The organism is Parvimonas oralis (genome assembly GCF_047608425.1).
Taxonomy (GTDB): domain Bacteria; phylum Bacillota; class Clostridia; order Tissierellales; family Peptoniphilaceae; genus Parvimonas.
In genome coordinates, this window is record NZ_JBLKRS010000001.1 from 480,995 (window position 1) to 502,147 (window position 21,153).

At 27.2% G+C, this 21,153-nt stretch carries 20 protein-coding genes; 2 read left to right on the forward strand and 18 right to left on the reverse strand.

Annotated features, from left to right (window positions below):
• Positions 1-82: 82 nt before the first annotated feature.
• A complete protein-coding gene (locus ACMX2D_RS02385; protein ID WP_414972576.1) occupies positions 83-721 on the reverse strand; it encodes an XRE family transcriptional regulator in 639 nt (212 codons plus the stop codon).
• Between the two features lie 166 nt (positions 722-887).
• Here ACMX2D_RS02385 and ACMX2D_RS02390 point away from each other — a divergent pair, with 166 nt between their 5' ends.
• Together ACMX2D_RS02390 and ACMX2D_RS02395 are read left to right on the forward strand one after the other, a co-directional pair.
• A complete protein-coding gene (locus tag ACMX2D_RS02390; RefSeq protein WP_009449143.1) occupies positions 888-1,019 on the forward strand; it encodes a hypothetical protein in 132 nt (43 codons plus the stop codon).
• A 157-nt stretch (positions 1,020-1,176) separates the two neighbouring features.
• Entirely contained in the window at positions 1,177-1,785 is a 609-nt protein-coding gene (locus ACMX2D_RS02395; protein WP_009448533.1) for a Maf family protein, read from the forward strand.
• 71 nt (positions 1,786-1,856) lie between these two features.
• On the opposite strand, the gene truB is transcribed toward ACMX2D_RS02395, so the two are convergent.
• The 17 genes from truB to ACMX2D_RS02480 form a co-directional block, all read right to left on the reverse strand.
• The gene (gene truB, locus ACMX2D_RS02400) at positions 1,857-2,750 is read right to left on the reverse strand and encodes a tRNA pseudouridine(55) synthase TruB (protein WP_414972577.1); all 894 of its coding nucleotides are present in this window, start codon (positions 2,748-2,750) and stop codon (positions 1,857-1,859) included.
• A complete protein-coding gene (locus tag ACMX2D_RS02405; protein ID WP_414972578.1) occupies positions 2,740-3,732 on the reverse strand; it encodes a DHH family phosphoesterase in 993 nt (330 codons plus the stop codon). The genes truB and ACMX2D_RS02405 overlap by 11 nt, the downstream gene beginning before the upstream one ends.
• On the reverse strand, positions 3,704-4,102 hold the full coding sequence (gene rbfA, locus ACMX2D_RS02410) for a 30S ribosome-binding factor RbfA (protein WP_009448885.1): 399 nt from the start codon (positions 4,100-4,102) through the stop codon (positions 3,704-3,706). Before rbfA ends, ACMX2D_RS02405 begins: the two co-directional genes overlap by 29 nt.
• A gap of 9 nt (positions 4,103-4,111) precedes the next feature.
• Positions 4,112-6,736 carry a translation initiation factor IF-2 gene (gene infB / locus ACMX2D_RS02415; protein ID WP_414972579.1) on the reverse strand — a complete coding sequence of 875 codons (2,625 nt, stop codon included), beginning with the start codon at positions 6,734-6,736 and terminating at the stop codon, positions 4,112-4,114.
• Positions 6,737-6,751: 15 nt separating this feature from the next.
• Positions 6,752-7,021 (reverse strand): RNase P modulator RnpM, encoded by a 270-nt coding sequence (gene rnpM, locus ACMX2D_RS02420; RefSeq protein WP_414970715.1) that lies wholly within the window; start codon positions 7,019-7,021, stop codon positions 6,752-6,754.
• An 8-nt stretch (positions 7,022-7,029) separates the two neighbouring features.
• A complete protein-coding gene (gene nusA / locus ACMX2D_RS02425) occupies positions 7,030-8,145 on the reverse strand; it encodes a transcription termination factor NusA (protein ID WP_414970714.1) in 1,116 nt (371 codons plus the stop codon).
• A 10-nt stretch (positions 8,146-8,155) separates the two neighbouring features.
• A complete protein-coding gene (gene rimP, locus ACMX2D_RS02430) occupies positions 8,156-8,620 on the reverse strand; it encodes a ribosome maturation factor RimP (protein ID WP_009448738.1) in 465 nt (154 codons plus the stop codon).
• Between the two features lie 127 nt (positions 8,621-8,747).
• Positions 8,748-9,092 (reverse strand): DUF1667 domain-containing protein, encoded by a 345-nt coding sequence (locus tag ACMX2D_RS02435; RefSeq protein ID WP_009448932.1) that lies wholly within the window; start codon positions 9,090-9,092, stop codon positions 8,748-8,750.
• Between the two features lie 2 nt (positions 9,093-9,094).
• Positions 9,095-10,372: an NAD(P)/FAD-dependent oxidoreductase gene (locus ACMX2D_RS02440; RefSeq protein WP_414970713.1), complete on the reverse strand. Its 1,278-nt coding sequence runs from the start codon at positions 10,370-10,372 to the stop codon at positions 9,095-9,097.
• The gene (locus ACMX2D_RS02445; RefSeq protein ID WP_414970712.1) at positions 10,365-11,810 is read right to left on the reverse strand and encodes an NAD(P)/FAD-dependent oxidoreductase; all 1,446 of its coding nucleotides are present in this window, start codon (positions 11,808-11,810) and stop codon (positions 10,365-10,367) included. The genes ACMX2D_RS02440 and ACMX2D_RS02445 overlap by 8 nt, the downstream gene beginning before the upstream one ends.
• A gap of 15 nt (positions 11,811-11,825) precedes the next feature.
• Positions 11,826-12,455: an MBL fold metallo-hydrolase gene (locus tag ACMX2D_RS02450; protein WP_414972580.1), complete on the reverse strand. Its 630-nt coding sequence runs from the start codon at positions 12,453-12,455 to the stop codon at positions 11,826-11,828.
• A 9-nt stretch (positions 12,456-12,464) separates the two neighbouring features.
• On the reverse strand, positions 12,465-12,914 hold the full coding sequence (gene dtd / locus ACMX2D_RS02455; protein ID WP_414970710.1) for a D-aminoacyl-tRNA deacylase: 450 nt from the start codon (positions 12,912-12,914) through the stop codon (positions 12,465-12,467).
• Positions 12,914-15,067: a RelA/SpoT family protein gene (locus ACMX2D_RS02460; RefSeq protein WP_414970709.1), complete on the reverse strand. Its 2,154-nt coding sequence runs from the start codon at positions 15,065-15,067 to the stop codon at positions 12,914-12,916. The genes dtd and ACMX2D_RS02460 overlap by 1 nt, the downstream gene beginning before the upstream one ends.
• Positions 15,068-15,079: 12 nt before the next feature.
• Complete coding sequence (gene recJ / locus ACMX2D_RS02465) at positions 15,080-16,825, reverse strand: single-stranded-DNA-specific exonuclease RecJ (RefSeq protein WP_414970708.1); 1,746 nt, start codon at positions 16,823-16,825, stop codon at positions 15,080-15,082.
• 64 nt (positions 16,826-16,889) lie between these two features.
• Positions 16,890-17,210 (reverse strand): preprotein translocase subunit YajC, encoded by a 321-nt coding sequence (gene yajC / locus ACMX2D_RS02470; RefSeq protein WP_009448507.1) that lies wholly within the window; start codon positions 17,208-17,210, stop codon positions 16,890-16,892.
• A 152-nt stretch (positions 17,211-17,362) separates the two neighbouring features.
• On the reverse strand, positions 17,363-19,930 hold the full coding sequence (locus ACMX2D_RS02475) for an ATP-dependent Clp protease ATP-binding subunit (RefSeq protein ID WP_414970706.1): 2,568 nt from the start codon (positions 19,928-19,930) through the stop codon (positions 17,363-17,365).
• A 143-nt stretch (positions 19,931-20,073) separates the two neighbouring features.
• Positions 20,074-21,000, reverse strand: coding sequence for a DnaJ domain-containing protein (locus ACMX2D_RS02480; RefSeq protein ID WP_004833301.1), 927 nt, complete (start codon positions 20,998-21,000; stop codon positions 20,074-20,076).
• Positions 21,001-21,153 lie beyond the last annotated feature (153 nt).

The following is a 21,153-nucleotide window of genomic DNA, read 5'->3' on the forward strand; positions in this document are numbered from 1 at the left end:
TTTATAATATACAGAAAAAAGTGTAGATGAATTTATAAAACATCTACACTTTTTGTATTTACCATTTATATTATTTTTAAAACTATAAATTAACACAATACATAACAACCTTACCTAGTATATTAAATTCATCGTCTTTTGAAAATTTAAAATCTGTAAATGAATGATAAGTAGAAGCGGGTCTAAAAATTATATCATCTCCATCTCTAAAAAACAATTTTAAACTATACTCCCCATTATCAGAAAATACAACAATATCCTCATCTTCCAAGTTGTAAATAGGATAATTTAACTTAACAGCAATATAACTTCCATTAGGTATTATTTTATTCATACTCTCCCCGTTAACATGCATTATTAAAATATTATCATCGTTTGCGTATGGTCCCATAACAGAATCACTTATTTCAATTTTCTCAAAATCAACCTCATAATTAGGTCCATCTGGACTTCCCGCTGATACTCCATAAGGCAAATAATTATATAATGATGCCTTTGTAGAATTAGGTGTATTTGAATAATGTTTCCATCCCAAAATTTCTATTGGACTTGAATTATAAATTTCAGCTAACTTTACTAAACGATCAATTGGAATATTAGTAATTATATCATTTTCATATTTAAATAAATTTTGTTTACTTGTACCTATTAGTTCACCCGCATCTTGTAATGTAAGATTTGCTTTTTGTCTGAGCTCTTTTAATCTTTCACCTGTAGTCATACTATCACCTCTACTATTCTATAATAATTATACAATAAAATAACTTAAAAAGCAATTTATTTTTTATATTTTTAAAATTTTTCTCAAAAGTATCTTGACAAGTTATTTTTTATAGTATATAATATTAGTAACTTAAAAAGTGATTTTTTGATTGGAGGAAACAATTATGCAAAAGAGAAAAAATAAGAATCAAGATATAAATACTTTAGAAATGGTTAAATTACTATTAACTTTCACAACTTTTACTTTATCCTGTTTTTTCATGATAATGTATGGAGTAACTGGAAAGTTGATTTAATATAAATTTTAATTATTAAGAAATAATTTTTATTTTATTAATTGTTGAGCAATACTGGATTAAAGAAACATTTCAATATTGAAAATATTGAGATGTTTCTTTATTTTTGTTATAATTTTTGTAATATATATATATATATATATATTAGGAGGATTTTATGAGAAATTATGATATCATTTTAGCAAGTAACTCACAAAGGAGAAAAGAGCTTTTAAAATTCATATACAATGAATTCAAAGTAATTCCTGCTAATATTGATGAAAGAAAATTAGAACAAAAATTTTTAAGTAAAACATTTAAAGATAATAAATCAAAATTTAGTGAATTATGTGATATGCTATCTTTCGAAAAATGTAAGGACGTAAGTAAAAAACATAGTAATTCTCTAATCATTTCAGCTGATACTATTGTTTATGATGATAAATATTTATTTGGAAAACCTAACAATCTGGATGAAGCCAAATATATGTTAGAGTATTTATCCGGAAAAGAACATATTGTACAAACCTCAGTTACAATATACTTTAATGATACTTTCTCAACATTTTGTGAAAAAAGTTATGTATCATTTTATGACTTAGACGATATTCAAAAAGAAACAATTGAATCTTATATTAAAAATGAAAATCCATATGATAAAGCTGGTGGATATGGAATACAAGATGGTGCTAGTCTTTTAATAAAACACATAAATGGTGACTATTTTAATATCGTTGGACTTCCAATTTCAAAACTGAATAGAAAATTATTAGAAATTATATATTAAAAAATCTAGTGACTAAACACTAGATTTTTTCAATTTATTATATAATATTATTCAATTAAAAATTTGAAATACTAGATATCATCAACTTTATAGAATATATTTGTCATTTTTAATAATTTCCCATTTACTTGTGGAATAAGCTCTCCAATACCAATAAAAATATTATCACAGTATATTTTAAATATTCCTTCTTGTTCAATATCGAATGTTTTTCGAAGTCCATTTACAATATGTTTAAAATACTTTTTATCAAAATTTATTCTTTTATATTCAAGTACATCCTCTATTTTCACCAATGAATTATATAATTGTTTTTCATCAAACTTTTTAAGTCTTTCCAAAGAAAAAGCATTTTCAATTTTAAAAATTCCATATTTATTTCTACATAGAGAACTCATATAGGCAAAATTATCAGTATCTAACGCTATATCATTAAACAATGAGCGAATATATGTTCCTTTAGAACAATTTACTTCAAAACGTATTTTATTATCATAAAAATTAAGAATTATGAGCGAATCAATTTCAACTTCTCTTTTCTCTCGTTCTACTTCAATTCCTAACCTTGCATATTCATATAATCTTTTTCCACCTTTTTTCAAAGCAGAATACATTGGTGGTGTTTGCAAAATTGTTTTGTTATTATAGCATTTTATAACTTCAAAAAATTTATTCTTATCAAAAAAGATTTCCTTAGAATTTAGACTTTCTCCCCAAATATCTAAAGTATCAGTCTCTATCCCTAAAGTCATTTCTCCTATATAACATTTCCCCATACTTTGAATATAGTCAACAATCTTTGTAGCATTGCCAATAGCAATAGGTAAAACCCCTGTTGCATTAGGATCAAGTGTTCCGGCATGTCCAACCTTTTTAGTTTTATATAACTTTCTAACAACATTTACTACATCTCTACTTGTAAATCCTTTTGGCTTATAAACATTTAATATACCATTAAAATTCATTTGGATACTCACTTTTCAATTTTTCTAAAAACAAATCAACAACACAATCAAAATTACCATCTATAAGACAACCAGCTGCTTTTGTATGTCCCCCACCATTAAGATGTTTACATACTTTAGATACATCAACAAATTCTTTACTTCTTACACTACCTTTAAATTGATTATCTTTTAATTCTTTAAATAGTATAGAAACTTCAAATCCATTTATATCTCTATAATAATTTACTATATCATCAAGCATATCCATTGTTAAATCTGTACCTTCAAAATCCGATTCAAACATTCCGATTACAGCAACTTTATTATCAAAATATAATCTTGCTCTATTTATTAATTTATTCTTAAGCATTTCTACTTCAAAACTGTTATTTTGATAAAGTTTTTTATAAATAAAATCTTTATCCGCTCCTAAATCATAAAGGTCTGCACAAGCTCTTAATGTAGAAGCTGTTGAAGTTTCGTATAAAAATCTATAAGTATCAGTATTTATTCCTACTAATAAAGCATTCGCTACATCTTTTGAAATATTAAAATTAAATTCTTTAAACAAATTATAAACTATTTCACAAGTTGAACTCATATTAGGAAACACATAATTTAAGTCTCCAAAATAATCATTAGTTTTATGATGATCTATATTTATAATTTTTTTTGCTCTTGTTTTAAAAAGCTCACCAACTTCTCCGGGTCTATCTATTTCTCCACAATCTACATAAATTAATAAATCTAAATCTAGCTCCTCAATTTCTTTTATATTTTCAAGAGTGTCTAGAAATAATAAATTTTTTGGAAAGTTATCAACCTTTATTCCAAATATATTTTTATTTAGATTTTCTCTAATACCGAGTATTACTGATATTGTAGACCCTATATTGTCTCCATCAGGATTTTTATGGGAAATAACTCCAATTTTTTCAGATGATTTTATTATATTTAAAATCTCTTCCGGACTATTGTTCTTCTTCATCAACATTACCATATAATTCTCTCTTTTCTCTGTCCTCTTTTGAAACTTTTATGATTAATTCATTCATTAATGCTGCTTTTTCAAAAGATTCATCTAATTTAAAAATTAATTTTGGAGTGTGTCTTAAATCTAAAGATTCTGAAATTTTTTTCTTCATATATCCGGTTGCACTTTCTAAACCTTTCATAGTTTTTTCTTTAGTTTTTTCATCTCCAAAAATACCTATGTTAACGTAACAAATGCCTAAATCATTTGTTACGCTAACTTTAGTTATATTTGTTATTGATGGATTTATTCTGTTATCTTTTATTCCATTATAAATAGCATCTGATAATACTCTATTTATTTCAGATTCTATTCTTCCTAATCTTTTTTCATTCATAAAAAACCTCTATCTTTCAACTTCCTTATCAATATAGGCTTCAATTATATCAGTTTCTTTCAAATCATTATAATTTGCAATTCCCAATCCACCTTCATATCCGGTTAAAAGCTCTTTAGCATCATCTTTAAATCTCTTCAATGAACTAATTTCACCCTCATGTAAAATTATTCCATCTCTAAGAAGTCTTACTTTTGCATTTCTGGTAATTTTCCCATTTAAAACATAAACTCCAGCTACAGTACCAATTCCAGGAACTTTAAATGTTGCTCTAACCTCTGCTCTTCCAATTACTTCTTCAACAAATGTAGGAGCTAACATACCTTTTACAGCTAATTTAATATCTTCAATTGCATCATAAATTACTCTATATGTTCTGACATCAACATTTTCATGTCTTGATAAATCAATTGCACCTTGTGAAGGTCTAACATTAAATCCAATTATTATTGCATTACTAGCTGCTGCAAGCATTACATCAGATTCATTAATACCTCCAACTGCACCATGGATTATATTAACCTTAACTTCTTCATTACTTAATTTTTCTAAAGAATTCTTAACTGCATCAATTGTTCCTCTAACATCTGTTTTAACAATAATTTTAATTTCTTTTAAATTACCATCTTGAATTTTATCAAATAAATCATCTAGAGAAACTTTATTTCCGGAAGCAATCATATTTTCTTTTTGTACATTTATAATTCTTTGAGCATATCCTCTTGCAGTTTTTTCATCTTTAACTGCATATATAAAGCTTCCAGCTTCAGGGACTTCTGAAAGTCCTAAAATAACAGCAGGCATTGAAGGTGTAGCTTTTTTAATTTTCTTTCCTTTATCATCAAACATAGCTCTAATTCTACCGGTAGATGTTCCTGAAATAACTATATCTCCTGAATTTAAAGTACCTTTTTGTACTAAAATTGTAGCAACAGGACCTCTACCCTTGTCAAGTTGAGCTTCTATTACAGTACCAATAGCCATTCTATTTGGATTTGCTTTTAATTCTTCAACTTCAGCAACCATTAGAACCATTTCTAATAGTTCATCAATTCCTTCTCCCGTTTTAGCTGATACAGGCATCGTAATTACATCTCCACCCCAATCTTCAGGTAATAGTCCATTATCAGCAAGTTCAGTCTTTACTCTTTCAGGATTGGCTCCATCTTTATCTATTTTATTAATAGCTACAATAATTGGAACTCCTGCAGCCTTTGAGTGATTAATAGCTTCAATAGTTTGTGGCATAACACCATCATCAGCTGCAACTACAAGAATTGATATATCTGTAACCTTTGCACCTCTTGAACGCATAGCTGTAAATGCTTCGTGTCCAGGAGTATCTAAAAATACAATTTTACTATTATTAATATTTACAGTATAAGCTCCTATATGTTGTGTAATGCCTCCGGCTTCTTGAGTTGTAACTTTAGACTTTCTAATATAGTCTAATAAAGAAGTCTTACCATGGTCAACATGACCCATTACAGTTACAACAGGTGGTCTAGTTACCAAGTCTTCTTTTTTATCTTCATAGTCAAGTGATAAAATTTCATTTTCATCTGTAATTTCAGGAGTTTCTAATACTACTGTTTTTCCAAATTCTTCTGCAATTAAACTTGCACAGTCAAAATCTATTTCTTGATTTAATCCTGCCATTATTCCAAGAGCAATCAATTTTGAAATTACTTGGGAACCACTTACTCCTAAAAGTTCTGAAAAATCCTTTACAGTTATACTTTCAGGAATTTTTATTTCTCCAACATTTTCTATTTTGTTTTCAAATTCTAAATCACTATCACTTTTAGTTTTATGATTGGCTTTATTTTTCTTTTTTGCAGGTTTTAAAATAAGATTTGGATTTCTGTCTTCTCTCATTTTATGTTCATTTAATGACTTATTCTTTTTGTTTTTTTCTTGACCTTGAAGATGAGTTTTTCTTGCATCCCTTTTTTCTATTGATGGATCAACAACTTCAACAACATCATCTAAAAATTCTCTATTTCTATCATCAAACTTTCTTCCAAAATCTTTTTTATCCTTTGTAAAATTCTTACTATCTTTACCAAAACCATCTTTTTTATCTTTGTTAAAAGGTCTATTATCTTTATTGAAATTTTGTTTTTTATCTTTGTTATAACCTTCTTTTTTATCTTTACTATATCCTTTATTATCTTTGTTAAAGCCTTCTTTTTTATCTCTATTAAAAGGTCTGTTATCTTTATTGAAATTTTGTTTTTTATCTTTGTTATAACCTTCTTTTTTATCTTTACTATATCCTTTATTATCTTTGTTGAAACCTTCTTTTTTGTCTTTATTAAAAGGTTTATTATCTCTATTATTACCTTCTTTTAAATTTCTATTATCTTTATTGAAATTATCTTTTCTGTCTTTATTCACGTTATTTTTCTTTTCGTCAACCTTATTATCTGATTTTACTACTTTTTTTTCTTCTTTTTTAGACTTTTCAGATTCGATTTTTCTAAAATGTCCAATTACAACTTCTAAATCTTTTCCTTCAAGAATAGACATATGACTCTTAACTTCTACTCCCAATCCGTTTATTATATTTATTAATTCCTTGCTTTGAAGATTTAATCCTTTTGCAAGTTCATGTACTCTAACTTTACTCATACTAGCACCCCTTTGCTATTTAATAGAATCTACATATTCTTTCAATTCTTCATAAAATTCTTTACTAATTTCTGATTCTAATGCAACATTTAATCTTTTATTTTTCTTAGCTTTATCAACACATTTATTAGAAATACAGATATAAGCACCTCTTCCGTTTTTCTTTCCTGAAATGTCTAATAAAACTCCTTCTTCTTTATTATTTACAATTCGTATTAACTCTTTTTTTTCTTTTTGCTCTCCACAAGCAACACATTTTCTCATAGGAATTTTTTTCGTTTTCATACAATCTCCTATAGCTTAAAACCATTATCTATAAAATCTTGTTCTCCATCAAAACCGACTTCTATCAATCCGTTTTTTATATCTTCTTTATACTTTTCTAACCCTTTAATATCTATTCTCCAATTTGTAAGTTTAGCTGCAAGTCTAGCATTTTGACCTTCTTTACCTATAGCCAACGATAATTGTGAATCAGGAACAATTATTCTTGCTCTATTTTCACTTTCATTAGTAAATACAGCAACAACTTCAGACGGACTAAGTGAGTTTGATAAATATTCTTTTACATCTTTGCTGTAAACTATTATATCAATTTTTTCTCCTTTTAGCTCATTAATAATTGAACTTACCCTAGATCTTTTATAACCAACACAAGCCCCTACCGGATCTACATCATCATTTTTAGAAAAAACTGAAATTTTTGTTCTACTTCCAGGTTCTCTTGCAATTGATTGAATCTCTACAGTTCCATCTAAAATTTCAGGAACTTCCAATTCAAATAATCTTAGAACAAAATTAACATCAGATCTTGAAAGTAATACTTGTGCTCCTTTAGTAGTATTCTTTACCTCTTTAACATAAAATTTTAATCTTTCACCAACACGATAAACTTCTGTTTTTATTTGTTCTGGAGGAGTTACAATAGCTTCAAGTTTTCCTAAATTTATAAATAAATTGTTTCTATCAATTCTTTGAATTTGTCCTGATATAAGCTCTCTTTCTTTGTCTTGAAAGTCATTATATATTACTTCTCTTTCAGCATCTTTAATCTTTTGTATAACAATATTTCTTGCGGTTTGAGCAGCAACTCTCCCAAAGTCCATTGTTTTCAATTTTATAGAAACATCGTCACCAAGTGAATATTTTGTACTAATGGATCTAGCATCATCCAAAGAAATTTCAGTTATATTATCATCAACTACCTCAACTACCTTCTTAATAGCAAATAGTTCGACTTTACCTGTTGTTCTATTTATATTTATTTTTACATTTTCATATTCACCAAAATTTTTTTCATAACTTTTTAAAAGTGCTTTTTCTAAAGAATCAAAAATTATTTCTTTAGAAACTCCTTTTTCACGTTCAATTTCATCTAATGCTCTTAAAAAATCTGTTGTTCCTTTCATTATCTTCTCCTTAAATTTCAATTTGTGATTTAATTATAGCAATATCTTTTCTCAAAAAATCAAAACTTGATTTGCCAATTATTAAAGTTAATTTTTCATTATCAAAAGATTTCAAATTTCCTATAAATTCTTTCTCATTGTTTATCTTTTTATAACTTTTTACTAAAATTTTTTTCCCAATAAATGTTTTTAGTTGTTCATCATTTTTAATTTCTCTTTCTGCTCCAGGAGATGAAACTTCTAAAAAATATGAATCTTCTATAGGATCTACTTCATCAAGCCAATCACTAATTAAATTACTTGCAATTTCACAAGAATCCAAATCAACTCCACCATCTTTATCAATAAAAATTCTGAGCACATATCCCCTTGGTTCTTTAACATATTCTACATCTACAAAATATATACCTTTTTCTAAAAATATATTTGTAAATGTGTCTTTAATAGTGTTTAATAATTCAGTTTCTTTTTTCAATTTTATCTCCTTTCAACTACTAATTAAACTAAAACGAAAGAGTGGGATGACCCACTCTTAACTTAAAAGAATATTTTTATTTATTATAACATATATTATTTTTATTTTCAACTAATTTTATAATAAATTACATATCTCTACTTGCAACTATATTTGCACCAGTATCTAATACATTTTCTAAAATAACATCGCCAACTTTTATTGGAGAAATAACTTCAATTTTATTTAATTCTCTCATAATATCAAAAATCATATTTTTAGGAATTTCTGATGAAGTCTTAACAGGTAATCTATTGTGAATGGCATTCTTTATCTTCACAGTAGAAGTGATAGTTCTAGTTGGAAAAGTTAATTCTTTCTTTCCATAATTTGAACCTTTTGGACATTTATTTCCGATTACTTTATAATCATTTTCTTCATCAACAGATATTCTACAACCAACCGGACAAACAATACATACTATATCCTTCATTATTATTCATCTCCCTTTATCATTGAAATAACAATCTTATCAGTAGTAACAGACTCTACTTGCTTTTTTGTTAAGGCAATTTTTTCCATTTCTGCAGGTGCAACATGAGGTCTTTTAAATTCTTTTATAAGATTTCCATTCTCATCTGCAACTGAAATTACAATATTTTTTTCAACACTTTTAACTCTGAAAAATATTTCCAATCTATTTTCCATATTTTCAACTCTTATATTTTGAGGAACAGTATAAAAAATTCCTTCCCCATTTAGAATTTCAATTTTTCTAAAATTAGAATTAGAATTTTCTAAAATATATTTTGCGGCAGCTCTTCCTGCTTTTTGACTTTCTCCTGTAACAAAATCAACTAAATCATGGACATGACATACATTTCCACAAGCAAAAACTCCATCCATACTTGTTTCCATATTTTCAAATACAAAAGCTCCTTTAGTTCTTGAATCAATATCAATCCCAATTTCACGAGTAATTTCATTTTCTGGAATTAGTCCGACAGAAAGTAACAATGTATCACATTCCAATTCTATTTCAGTACCTTTTATAGGTATTCTATTATCATCAACTTTACTAATAACGACTTTTTCAAGTCTATCTTTTCCTATTATATCAGTAACTGTATGTGAAAGTAACAAAGGGATGTTATAATCATTCAAACATTGAACTATATTTCTTGCTAGCCCATTTGAATATGGCATAAGTTCAACACATGCAATGACTTCTGCACCTTCTAAAGATAGCCTTCTTGCCATAATCAATCCAATATCTCCAGATCCTAAAATTACAACCTTTTTCCCACACATAAGTCCTTGCATATTAACATACATCTGAGCAGATCCTGCAGTTAAAACTCCAGAAGGTCTATCACCTGGAATAGAGATAGCCCCTCTAGTTCTTTCTCTACATCCCATTGCAAGTATAATTGCTTTTGCTTGTATTACTTGATATCCATAATCTTTACTTATCGCATGAATAATTTTATTTTCATCAAAATCAAGAACCATTGAATTTAATCTAATCTCAACATTGTATTCTTTTGCTAAATCTATAAATCTTTGAGCATATTCTGGTCCTGTTAATTCTTCTTTAAAATAATGTAATCCAAAACCATTATGAATACATTGATTTAAAATTCCCCCTGCTTCTTTATCTCTTTCTAAAATTAATACTTTATCTATTCCATTTTTCTTGGCTTCACAAGCAGCTGCAAGTCCAGCAGGTCCGCCTCCAATAACCACCAAATCATAATTTTCTATATTAGACATTTTTCTCCCCTTCTTTTGTTCTTCCTGTTATTATATAACTTCCAAAATTTGTATTATAGACTTCTTCAGGAGGAATATTTAATTCTCTTGAAATAATATCTAATACTTTTGGACCACAGAATCCACCTAAACATCGTCCCATACCGGCTCCTGTTCTTTTCTTAACAGCTCCAAGAGTTCTAGGAGGTAAAGGCATTTTTAAAGAATCTATAATTTCTCCCTCAGAAACAGTAATACATCTACATATTATATTTCCATAAAGAGGATTTTCTTTAATTTTTTCAGCCCTTTCCTCAGGTGATAAATGTTTTATTCTAATAATTTTTCTACTATCTATATAATTTTCTTTTTCTATAAAGTTCACACCGATGTCTTTTAAAATATCTAAACACATTAATCCAATAGCTGCACAAGAAGCCAACCCTGGAGATTTTATTCCTGCCAAGTCAATAAAATTTTTACAACTTTTAGATTCTCTGATTATAAAATCAGCCTCTGTACTGTTTGCTCTTAATCCTGAAAAATTATTTATATTTTCCCAGTATGGAACATTAGAAATAGTTTTTGAAACTTTTTCCTTTACTTCATTTAATCCTTCAAAAGTTGTAGATTTATCAGAAAATTCTGAATTACTTTCAGCATTTGGTCCTATAATGATATTATTATGTGATGTAGGAGCAATCAAAACCCCTTTACCAACTTTAGATGGACATTGAAATAGTACATGTTTAACAAGATCTTTTTGACTCTTATCCAAAATAAAATATTGTCCTTTTGAAGGAATTATCTCAAATTCCTTATCACAAACCATATTATGAACTTTATCTGAATTTACTCCTGTTGCATTTACTATATATTTAGATTTATATGTATTATCATTTGTTTTTACTAAAAATGTATCATCTTCTTTTATAATATCTACAACTTCACTATTTAATTTTATTTCAACCCCATTAGAAACAGCAACTTGTGACATTGCAATACATAATTCCCAAGGATCAATAACTCCAGCTCCTGGTGAATACAATGCTTTAGTAACAGTTTTATTTATATTAGGTTCAATTTTTTCAATTTCTTTTTTATCAATTATTCTTAAATTTTCAACGCCGTTTTTAATACCATTATCTAATAATTTTTCTAATGTTTTTTCATCTTCTTCATTAAAAGCTAAAACTAAAGAGCCGCACTCATTGTATTGGACATCCAATTTTTTTACTAATTCTTTAATTCTTCTTGAACCTTCCACATTTAACTTTGCCATTAAGGTTCCTGGTTCTGGATCATAACCTGAATGCAAAATTCCACTATTAGCTTTTGTTGTTCCATCAGCAACATCAATTTCCTTTTCCAAAACTAAAACTTTTAGATTGTACTTAGATAATTCATAGGCAACGCTGGCGCCAATCACCCCACAACCTATCACTATAATATCATACATTTCTTGTATCTCCTGTTAATTATTCATATTTTTCATAAATGGATTATTTTCCTTTTCAAATCGTAAATTACTCTCTGCACCGTGACCAGGTAATACTCTATAATCTTTTTTTAAATCATATAGTTTCTTTATTGAATTAATTATTTCGTCAAAACTTCCAGTGGGTAAATCGCTTCTTCCTATGCTCGTTCTAAATAATGTGTCTCCTGAAAACATAACATTCCCCATAAGAATACATATACTACCAACTGTATGCCCTGGAGTTTCCATTATATAAAGTTTTTCTCCATAAAAATCAATTACCTCTCCATCATAAAGCCATCTATCAGCTATTAACTCTATATTTTTAAAAGGTGGAATTGACTTTGATAAATTTATAATAGGATCTTTTAGTAAATCTTTTTCTTTTATACTGGCATAAATTGGTACATTAAATTTTTCTTTTATTATATTTACAGCTCCTATATGATCTGCATGTCCGTGAGTAAGTAATATAAACTCTAAGTTTATATTTTCTTGTTCAATAAACTTAATTATGTCCTCACTATCTCCACCCGGATCAACTATAAAGCCTTTTTTTTCATTATTATATACTATATAACAATTAACTGCATATACTCCAACAACAATCCTTTTTATATTCATCTTTATCTCCTAGTAACACTTTTTAGAATCCAATTGAATTGTAACTGGTCCATCATTTTCCAATAATACTTTCATGTCAGCTTGAAATTTTCCCGTTTTTACTACAATATGATTATCATAAAATAGTTCTAAAAATTCCTCATATTTCCTTTTAGCTTCAATACTGGATAAACTATTATCAAAACTAGGTCTATTTCCTTTTCTACAATCTCCATAAAGTGTAAATTGTGAAACAATTAATATTTCATATCCTTTATCTAAAACAGACAAATTCATTTTAAAATTTTGATCTTCAAAGATTCTGAGATTTAAAACTTTTTTAAAAATATATTTTAAATCAACATCCGTATCTTCCTTACCAAAACCGACAAAAAGAAGAAGTCCTTTTTTTATTCTGGAAACTTCTTTTTTGTCAACTTCTACACTTGCAAAATTAACTCTCTGTATTATAGCTCTCATTAAGCACGTACCCTATATACGTCTAGTATACCCTTTAAAGATTTTATTTTATTGATTAATCTTTCTAATTCGTCTATATTTTTTATTTCAACTATAATATTTGTAATAAAAGTTTTATCCTTTCCTGTTTTTGCAGTTATCCCTACTAAATTCAATTTAGACTCCGAAATAATATGTGCTACATCAGCCAATGCGCCAACTTGATCTAAAGATATAACAGCAACTTCTACTTTATAATATAAATTTTTAGTATTAGTCCATTCAACAGCAATAAGTCTATCTCGGTTTTCAACATTTTTTACATTAGGACAATTACAATTATGAACAGAAATTCCTCTACCTTTTGTTATATAACCAACTATTTCATCGCCTGGAAGCGGATTACAGCATTTTGCAAAACTAACTTCTATATTATCAATACCTTTTACAATAACGCCTTTAGAATTATATTTACTAGAAGATTTTTCACTTTTTACTTTATTTATTATATCATCAGCAGATTCTTGATAGTAATCACTATAAAATTCCTTTAATCTTGGAATAATTTGTTTTAAGTTAATACTTCCAAAACCTATTGCTGCATACATTTCGTCAATAGTATTAAAACTTAATTTCTTTGCTATTTGTAAAAGCCAATCTTCTTTTAATATCTTACTATAAGTAAATCCTAATCTTCTAACTTCCTTTTCAAGCATATCTCTACCTTGAACAATATTTAAAGCCTTATTTTCCTTTTTAAACCATTGTTTTATTTTTGTTCTTGCTTGAGAGGACTTAACTATCTTAAGCCAATCTTTACTTGGTCCAGATGAATTTGGATTAGTAAGTATTTCTACAATATTTCCATTTTTTAATTTATAATTTAATGGAACAATTCTACCATCAACTTTAGCACCAACACAATTATTACCAACTGCAGTATGAACCTTATAAGCAAAATCTATTGGAGTTGCCCCAGCTATTAAATTTATGACATCTCCTTTTGGTGAAAAAACAAAAACTTCATCGGAAACAAAGTCCTCTTTAAAAGAAGTAATAAATTCTCTATTGTCATTTACTTCTCTTTGCCAATCCATAAGCTGTCTAAGCCAAGTTAATTTATCATCAAAACTAGTACTTCTATCAACACCTGCTTTATACTTCCAATGCGCAGCAATACCATATTCTGCTGTTTTATGCATTTCAAAAGTCCTTATTTGAACTTCAAAAACATCACCAGAATTACTAATTAGAGTATTATGCAAAGATTGATATAAGTTGGGCTTTGGAACAGCAATATAGTCCTTAAATCTTGAAGGAATTGGTTTCCACTTAGAATGAACTATTCCTAAAACAGCATAACAATCACTAATAGTTGGAACTATAATTCTAACTGCAGTTAAATCAAAAATTTCATCAAAACTTTTATTTTGTTTATACATTTTTTTATAAATACTATATAAACTTTTTGGTCTTCCGCTAATTTCTCCTTGAATATTGTGCTCTTTAAGACTTATCCTTATTTCTTCAATTATATCATTTATAATCTTTTCTCTTTCACTTCTCTTTTTCTTAACCCTTTCAGCTAAGTCATAATAAATTTCAGGTTCTAAATATCTTAAAGATAAATCCTCAAGTTCCCATTTAACATTACTCATACCTAATCTATAAGCCAGTGGAGCATAAATTTCTAATGTTTCTTTAGCCTTTTCCAATTGCTTAGCTTTTTTCATATATTCTAAAGTTCTTATATTATGAAGTCTATCAGCAATTTTTATTATTATAACCCTAATATCTGAGTTCATAGCTAATAGCATTTTTCTTAAATTATCTGCTTGAGATTCTTGCTTACTTTGATACTTTATCTTCTTAAGTTTTGTAACTCCATCTACAAGATTTGCAATTTCCTCATCAAACATTTCTGCCATCTGTTCGAATGTAACTTCAGTATCTTCTAATACATCATGCATAAGCCCGGCGATAATTGTCGAATCATCCATATATAAATCTGCTAAAATATTAGCAACAGCTACCGGATGAATAAAATATGGTTCTCCCGAATTCCTAAATTGACCTTCATGACATTCTTTAGTAAAATTATATGCCTTTGTAATTTTTTCAACATCAGCATTTGGATTATAACTTTTAATTTTTGATAATAATTCCTCTAACATTTTGCTCACCTCCTACCTTATATCTTTTATAAGTAATTGAATAGATTTAGTATTCATATACTCATTAATTACAGGAGTATATAAAATATCTATAAATTTATTTTTAATATTATTCTGTTCTGATATAATGTCATTAGTTTTGAACTTTTCATTAAAATATTTAATATATTTTTCAAAATTTGTAAAAATAATTCCGCTAAATTCTAAATCATCTTGACTCAAGACTAACTTTATAACATTTTTATTTTTACCTATTATTGAAATCGACTTAATTTCTACATTTTTCGCACCGAATAAAGGTTCCGGATTTGCCTTGCCATAAGGTTCCAATAACTTTAATTCCTCAACAATATTATAATTTAATAATTTAAAGTCCAAAGAACAATCTATCTTAACTTTTTCTATAAAATTTTCTAAAATCAAATCTGAATTTTTATTTAATTCATTTCTTAATATTTCTAAATTTTCTTTCTTTATTGAAAAACCGGCTGCCATAGCATGTCCTCCCAGTTTTTCAAAAAGATTTGAAAAATCTCTAAGTTTTGAAATTATATTATAATCTTCAATACTTCTGCCACTTCCCTTTAAAATACCATCTTCTTTTGCATTAGAAAAAACTAAAGTGGGTTTATAATAATAATCTTTTATTCTTCCTGCAACAATTCCTGCAATTGATTCATGAATTTTATCATCATATACTACAATAATATCATCATCAAAATACTTATTATCTCTAATTTTTGAATTTACTCTGGAATAAGCTTCATTAGTTAAATCTTTTCTCTTTTCATTCAACTCAACCAACTTTTTTGCATAATTACCAGCTATTTCTTCATTTTTTTCTAAAAACAACTCTACACCTATACTTGCAGATTCTAGTCTACCAGCAGCATTAATGCAAGGTCCTAATTTATATCCTAATGAAGTAGTTGTAATCTTTCCAACTTCATTTTCTGCTTTTAACTTATTTATTCCAATATTATCACTTGAATTTAGTATTTCTAATCCTTTTTTCACAAAAAATCTATTCTCATCAACCAAATCAACAATATCACAAACTGTTCCCATTGAAACAAATTGTAGTAAGTCTATTAAATAATCTTCATCTCCACCTAACTCATCATATAATGCCTGCATTAATTTAAAAGCTACACCGGCACCACATAATTCTTTAAACGGATATTCACAATCTACTCTATGAGGATTAATAACAGCACTAGCTTTAGGCAATATTTGATTTCCTTCATTGTCAAAACACACTTGATGGTGATCTGTTATTATCATTGGTATATTCAAAGAATTACAATAATCCGCCACTTCAAAAGCTGATATTCCATTATCACAAGTTATAATTAAATCTACTCCATTCTTTTTAGCATTATCTACAATTCCTTTTGAAATACCATAACCATCTTCTATTCTATGAGGAATAGCAAAACTTATATTATCAGTAAAAAAACCTAGACCTTTCATTAAAACAACTGTTGCAGAATTACCATCTTGATCATAATCACCGACAATTTGTATATGTAAATTATTATCTATTGCATCAACTAGAATTTCGATTGCTGTATCTAAATCTTTCATCAAAAAAGGGTTATGAAGGTATTTATAATCAGGATATAAAAAATTTTTTACATTTTTATAGTCAATTTTTCTATTTGCTAAAAGTTGACAAGTTATATAAGAAAATTCACTATTATTTTTAAAATTTTCTTTAGTCAATCCATTATCAGACTTAATAAACCATCTTTTCATAAATACCTCCTTTTTATACTATCTATAAAGAAAAAATAGACGAAATCCGTCTATTTAATAAAAACTAATTTTCTTCACTATCTTCCTCTTCATCATCTTCTTCAACAGAAGACTCTTCAGATTTGCTAACGACAGAATGAATAGCAGATTTAATAAATTCTATTTTTGTTCCATCATCAGATGTCTCAATTACAACTTCAGTATCGCTAAGTTCAACAATCTTACCTTTTATACCTCCAATAGTAATTATATTATCCCCTATCTTCAAATTATCTCTCATATCCATTATGGCTTTTTGTCTTTTCTTTTGTGGTTTAATCATAAGAAAATAAGCAATAACCATAAAACCACCTATAATAACTAATTGCATAGTTAACTGATCCATAATATTCCTCCTAAACTTAAATATACGACTATATTTTAACATAAAATGTATTTTATTTCAAATATTTATTTTAATATTTTTCAATCAATTCTAAATAAATTAGATAAAAGAGCTAATATTTTCTTAGCTCTTTATCTTTTTAAAATACAAATTTATGAAATACAAATTTTTCCGTCAATATTTTTAAAATAAATTGTAGAATTTGGAGTAATTTTACCTTCAATTATCTTTGTTGCTATTTCCGTTTCAATATGTTTTTGTATATATCTTTTAATTATTCTAGCTCCATAGTTAAATGAATATGTTGAATCTAAAATTAATTTCTTACATTCTTCATCTAAATTAATTTTTACACCTATATCTTGTAATCTATTTTCAATTTCTGAAATAGTCATATCAATTATCTTGTAAAGTTCTTCTTTTTGCAATGGTTTAAATAACACTATATCATCAACTCTATTTAAAAATTCAGGTCTAAAAGAATTCTTTAATTCTTTCATAACCTCATTTTCAGCTTCTTTTGTTATTTTGCCATTTTCATCAATTCCATCTAATAAATAAATTGAACCTATATTTGAAGTCATAATAATAATTGTATTTTTAAAGTCTACAACTCTTCCTTGATTATCAGTAAGTCTTCCATCATCTAGTACTTGTAATAGAATATTAAAAACATCAGGATGAGCTTTTTCTATTTCATCAAATAGAATTACACAATATGGATTTCTTCTAACTTTTTCGGTAAGTTGTCCACCTTCATCATAACCTACATATCCCGGAGGAGCTCCTATAAGTCTTGAAACTGAATGTTTTTCCATATATTCACTCATATCAATTCTAACAAGATTTTTTTCGCTATCAAACATACTTTCACATAATGTTTTTGCTAATTCTGTTTTACCAACTCCTGTAGGACCTAAGAAAATAAATGAACCAATAGGTTTATTTTCATCTTTTAATCCACTTCTTGATCTTAAGATACAATCTCTAACTAAATCAATTGCCTCATCTTGTCCAACAACTCTTTTATGCAAAATTTCTCCAAGATGCAATAATTTTTCTTTTTCACCTTCGACTAACTTCTTTATCGGAATATTAGTCCATTTTGAAATTACTTCTGCTATTGTTTCTTCAGTAACTTCTTCTTTTAAATAACTTTCTTTTTCTTTTTTCTTTTCATTAAGTTCAGCTAATTTTAATTCTAAATTTGCAAGTTTTCCATATCTTAATTCAGAAAGTTTTTCAAAATCATACTCTCTTTCCGCTTTTTCAATATCAATTCTAACAGAATCAATTTCCGCTTTTACAGCTTTTATTTCATTAATATCTTTCTTATCACTTTCCCATCTAGCAAGTTCAACATTGTACTTGTTTTTCACATTTGAAAGTTCTTCCTCTAAATCTTGCAATCTCTTTTTACTAATTTCGTCTGTTTCTTTAACAAGACCTGCCTTTTCTATTTCCAATTGTAAAACTTTTCTTCTCATATCATCAATTTCTTGAGGCATTGAATCAATTTCAGTTCTTATCATAGAAGATGCTTCATCCATCAAGTCAATAGCCTTATCTGGTAAAAATCTGTCAGTAATATATCTATCACTTAAAGTTACACAAGCAATAACAGCTGCATCTGTTATTTTAATTCCATGATGAATTTCGTATTTTTCTTTTATTCCCCTAAGTATTGAAATTGTATCTTCTACAGTAGGCTCTTTTACTAAAACTTTTTGAAATCTTCTTTCCAATGCTCCATCTTTTTCGATATATTTTCTATATTCATCAAGTGTTGTTGCTCCTATTGTATGCAATTCTCCTCTTGCGAGCATCGGCTTTAACATATTTGATGCATCTAAAGCTCCATCTGTTTTTCCTGCACCAACAAGAGTATGAATTTCATCAATAAATAGAATTATTTCACCTTCTGAATTTTTGATTTCTTCAAGAACAGCTTTTAATCTTTCTTCAAACTCTCCTCTAAATTTCGCTCCAGCAATTAAGCTTCCCATATCTAATGAAAAAATTATCTTATTTTTTAATCCATCAGGTACATCATTATTTACAATTCTCTGTGCCAAACCTTCTACGATAGCTGTCTTACCAACTCCTGGTTCACCTATTAAAACAGGATTATTTTTTGTTCTTCTTGATAAAATTCTAATTGAATGTCTTATTTCTTCATCCCTACCAATAACTGGATCAAGTTTACCATTTCTTGCTTCTTCGGTTAAATTCCTTCCATATTTTAACAACTCTTCACTTGTACTTCCCTCTTTATGTTCATTTTTCATATTCTTAATTCCCATTAAAGCATATTTAAAAGAATTGTATGTTATATTATACTTTCTAAAAATATCTGATGATTTTATATTCTTTTCTTTCAAAAGAGAAAGGTAAATATGTTCAGGTAAAATTGTACTATCTCCTGTTCCTTTTATTTCATCTTCGGAATTAAGCAAAATTCTTTGATAAACGGTATTTGGATAAATGTTAGAATCTCCATATTGTGAAGGTAAATTATCAAATGCAAGTTTTACATCATTTCTATAATTATCTATATTTACATTCATGATATTTAAAATTTTAATAATTATATTATCATTATCAATCAAAGCTTTGTGTAAATGAATATCTGATATTTCTACATTTGCATTTTTTATTGCTAAACTTTGAGACTCTTCTACAATTTTCATTGCATCACTACTAAATTTTTCTAAATTCATAATACTCCTCCTTTTTTTGAATTTAACTTTTCACTTAAAAATTAAATTCAACATAATTAAATATTTATTGCATAATAATAAAACTTTATTCAACTTAACATATACATTCTGTAATAGATAAGTTAAATATCATTATTTTAATCTTATTTTTCCATTAATTTTTTATATAATTCTAATTTTTCACCTGATAAGTTTTTAGGGTTATTTATAACTATTTCAAGATATAAATCTCCTGTTTTTCCTTTTAAATCAGTATATCCCTTGTTTGAAATTCTTATTTTTTTCATACTTTCTATCTTTGCAGGAATCTTAACTCTAACATTTCCGTTTAAAGTTTCAATAACCTTTGTAACTCCAAAATATGCTTCCCATGGATATAAACTAACTGTCTTTATTAAGTCTAAACCTTCAAGTCTATATTCATCATTTATAACATTTATTTTTACATATATATCACCATCAAGCTTATACTTATCTCCATTGACTTTTACCTTTTTACCTGTTGTAATTCCTCTAGGTATCTTAACAGTTATTTTTTTAGGAGAATTATTTATATTGACGTAAAGTACTCGCTCTATTCCGGAATATGCTTCTTTAACAGATAAATTCAAGCTAGTTTCATATTTTTGTCTTTGAGGTTGTCTTCCAAATCCTGAGTAAGAATTTCCAGAATATGCATTTGAATTTGTAAAACCATCAAATCCTGAAAATCCGCTAAAATGTGATGAAGTTTTTCCACTTCCACCAAAAAACATATTAAAGAAGTCAGAAAAACCACCCATATCACTTCCACTATAGGAAGCACTAAATCCATAATTTCTTGGGTCAAAATTATCTCCACCACTAAAATTATAATTTGATCCGAACATATCATATTGTTTTCTTTTTTCTTTATCAGACAAAACTTCATAAGCTTCATTTATTTCTTTAAATTTATTACTTGCAGCTTCATTATTTTGATTAACATCAGGATGATATTTTTTTGCCAACTTTCTATATTCTTTTTTTATTTCTGCATCAGTCGCGTTCTTATCGACGCCTAAAATTTTATAATAATCTTTATATTCCATAAATTCCTCCTTGATTTGACTTTCTTTGACCTTTAATTCTATTATACCCTGAATAGACTATTTAAACATTACTTTTTACAAAAAATTATATTTATATAACTTTTTTAAAATTTATTTAACTTCAAATTTAATATTTTTATTCAAACTTAAAGT

Coding starts and splice junctions, on each gene's coding strand:
- nusA (WP_414970714.1), bottom strand. CDS start 8,145: ATGAAAGGAACAACAGATTTTTTAAGAGCATTAGATGAAATTGAACGT.
- ACMX2D_RS02395 (WP_009448533.1), top strand. CDS start 1,177: ATGAGAAATTATGATATCATTTTAGCAAGTAACTCACAAAGGAGAAAA.
- truB (WP_414972577.1), bottom strand. CDS start 2,750: ATGAATTTTAATGGTATATTAAATGTTTATAAGCCAAAAGGATTTACA.
- ACMX2D_RS02385 (WP_414972576.1), bottom strand. CDS start 721: ATGACTACAGGTGAAAGATTAAAAGAGCTCAGACAAAAAGCAAATCTT.
- ACMX2D_RS02460 (WP_414970709.1), bottom strand. CDS start 15,067: ATGTTAGAGGAATTATTATCAAAAATTAAAAGTTATAATCCAAATGCT.
- ACMX2D_RS02440 (WP_414970713.1), bottom strand. CDS start 10,372: ATGTCTAATATAGAAAATTATGATTTGGTGGTTATTGGAGGCGGACCT.
- infB (WP_414972579.1), bottom strand. CDS start 6,736: ATGAGTAAAGTTAGAGTACATGAACTTGCAAAAGGATTAAATCTTCAA.
- dtd (WP_414970710.1), bottom strand. CDS start 12,914: ATGAGAGCTATAATACAGAGAGTTAATTTTGCAAGTGTAGAAGTTGAC.
- recJ (WP_414970708.1), bottom strand. CDS start 16,825: ATGAAAAGATGGTTTATTAAGTCTGATAATGGATTGACTAAAGAAAAT.
- rnpM (WP_414970715.1), bottom strand. CDS start 7,021: ATGAAAACGAAAAAAATTCCTATGAGAAAATGTGTTGCTTGTGGAGAG.
- ACMX2D_RS02445 (WP_414970712.1), bottom strand. CDS start 11,810: ATGTATGATATTATAGTGATAGGTTGTGGGGTGATTGGCGCCAGCGTT.
- ACMX2D_RS02480 (WP_004833301.1), bottom strand. CDS start 21,000: ATGGAATATAAAGATTATTATAAAATTTTAGGCGTCGATAAGAACGCG.
- ACMX2D_RS02405 (WP_414972578.1), bottom strand. CDS start 3,732: ATGGTAATGTTGATGAAGAAGAACAATAGTCCGGAAGAGATTTTAAAT.
- rbfA (WP_009448885.1), bottom strand. CDS start 4,102: ATGAATGAAAAAAGATTAGGAAGAATAGAATCTGAAATAAATAGAGTA.
- ACMX2D_RS02390 (WP_009449143.1), top strand. CDS start 888: ATGCAAAAGAGAAAAAATAAGAATCAAGATATAAATACTTTAGAAATG.
- ACMX2D_RS02435 (WP_009448932.1), bottom strand. CDS start 9,092: ATGAAGGATATAGTATGTATTGTTTGTCCGGTTGGTTGTAGAATATCT.
- ACMX2D_RS02475 (WP_414970706.1), bottom strand. CDS start 19,930: ATGAATTTAGAAAAATTTAGTAGTGATGCAATGAAAATTGTAGAAGAG.
- ACMX2D_RS02450 (WP_414972580.1), bottom strand. CDS start 12,455: ATGAATATAAAAAGGATTGTTGTTGGAGTATATGCAGTTAATTGTTAT.
- yajC (WP_009448507.1), bottom strand. CDS start 17,210: ATGGATCAGTTAACTATGCAATTAGTTATTATAGGTGGTTTTATGGTT.